Source organism: Streptomyces sp. NPDC060035 (genome assembly GCF_042736635.1).
Lineage (GTDB): Bacteria > Actinomycetota > Actinomycetes > Streptomycetales > Streptomycetaceae > Streptomyces.
Genome location: NZ_JBHWVO010000072.1, coordinates 1 through 1,762, shown reverse-complemented (window position 1 = coordinate 1,762; position 1,762 = coordinate 1). Strand labels below are relative to the sequence as shown.

General features: G+C 65.4%; 1 protein-coding gene. It reads right to left on the bottom strand.

Annotated elements, in window-relative coordinates; translation table 11 throughout:
* Positions 1 to 15: 15 nt before the first annotated feature.
* Positions 16 to 1,707 (bottom strand): ISAzo13 family transposase, encoded by a 1,692-nt coding sequence (locus ACFWBQ_RS38295; protein ID WP_385508669.1) that lies wholly within the window; start codon positions 1,705 to 1,707, stop codon positions 16 to 18.
* Between the last annotated feature and the right edge of the window lie 55 nt (positions 1,708 to 1,762).

Here is a 1,762-nt window from a genome sequence, read left to right as displayed (position 1 = left end):
AGGGCGTGCAGATCATTAACTCGTTTTTTTGATCTTGGTTTGGGTGGGGTCTGGAGCGAGGAACGTCATGATGTCGGCTGGTGTGCGGAAGCGGGCGGTGGAGGCGTTGATGTGGTGGCCGCGTGCTTCCAGGAGTGGGCGGACTTCCTGACTCGCTCGGCAGATGGTTATGGCGGTGACGCCGAAGAGTTGGCCCAGGAGGTTCATGGTGGCGAGTTTGCGCAGGTGGAGCACGGTGGCCAGGATCCGGTCGGCTGGGGTGAGCTTGGCTTTTGCGCCTGTGCCGGGGGCGACCAGGCGTTCGTGACCGCGGCGGGTGCGGAGCACTCGCTCGCGTTGAACCTCCAGTGCAGGAGTCAGCGCGTCGGTGAGCTGGCTGAGTTGTTGGCGAGTCATGCCGGTCAGCTCGGGGTCCTGCAGTGAAGTCGCCGTGAGGCAATGCGGCTCACTCGCCGGCGTCTGGCCTGACTGACTGCTGAGGGCCGTCGCGTCCAGCGGATGCTGGGGGTGGAGGGTGTAGTTCCAGTCGCCGTGGAAGCGGTGCCGGGTGATCGGCAGGGCGGCGATCTCGTCGTCGCTGACCTGGATTCCGGTTGGGTACGGGTTGGTGTCGAGTTCGGCGTGCACGGTCAGGCCGGTCTTGGTGGTGGTCGCGGCGATGCTTTCGACGATGACTTCGTGGCTGGTCAGGGGCCGTCCGCGCCAGTTCATGGTGATGTGGGAGAAGAGCCGGTGCTCGATTCGGTTCCACTTCGATGTTCCGGGAGGCAGGTGGCAGACGGTGATCGCCAGTCCGGCCTCGGCGGCGAACCGGGCGAGTTCGGTCTTCCAGGTGCGGGTGCGATAGCCGTTGGAGCCGCCCGCATCGGCGGTGATCAGCAGCCGGTCGGCCGTTGGATAGGCGGCCTGCCCGGCTCTGTTCCACCAGCGGCGGATGGATTCGACGGCGAACGTGGCGGTGTCGTGGTCGGTGCCCACGTTGACCCAGCCGGTGTTCGCGGCGACGTCGTAGATTCCGTAGGGCACCGCTCTGCCCAGTTCGCGGTCAGGGAAGTCGTGGGTGTCGACCTGCACCGGCTTGCCTGTCGGCTCCCATTCACGGCCGTTGTTCTTGAAGGGGCCGACCAGTTCCTTCTTCTTCGTGTCCACACTGATCACCGGGGACCCGCTGTCCTGGTGATTGCGGGCCTGCTCGTTGAGGTAGTGGAACTGTGCGTCCCGGTCGGGATGCTGCTTGCCTTCGAGGGTCTTGGCGGTGCTCTGCAGGCTGAAGCCCTCTTCGCGCAGCAGGTCACCCACCGTATCCGCGGAGATCCTGTGGCCCTGCCGGGTCAGCTGTTCGGCCAGCTTGCGGGTGGATTTGGTGGTCCAACGCAACGGCGACATCGGATCTCCGCGGACGTCGGGCTCGATCAGTGCGAGAAGCTCCTTGCGGACGGCTGGGTTCAGGACGACGACACGTTTGCGGCCGCCGCCGGGCCGGCGAACCCGTCCCAACGGTGCTTCTCCGGAACCGAGTTCTCGCATTCCCGCAGATACCGTGGCCTCACGAACACCGACGGCCCGAGCGACCTCCTTGATCCCACCGTGGCCGAGCGACCGGGCCTCAGCCCCTATCAACAGGCGACGCTGTCGCTCGTCGAGGTGCGGCAGAATCGCCTCGAACTTGGCTGCCAACCCGGCCCGTTGTCCTTCCAACCTGCTCATACCAAACCAACGACTCGCCGAGCGGAAAGCCACGAGTTAATGATCTGCACGCCCT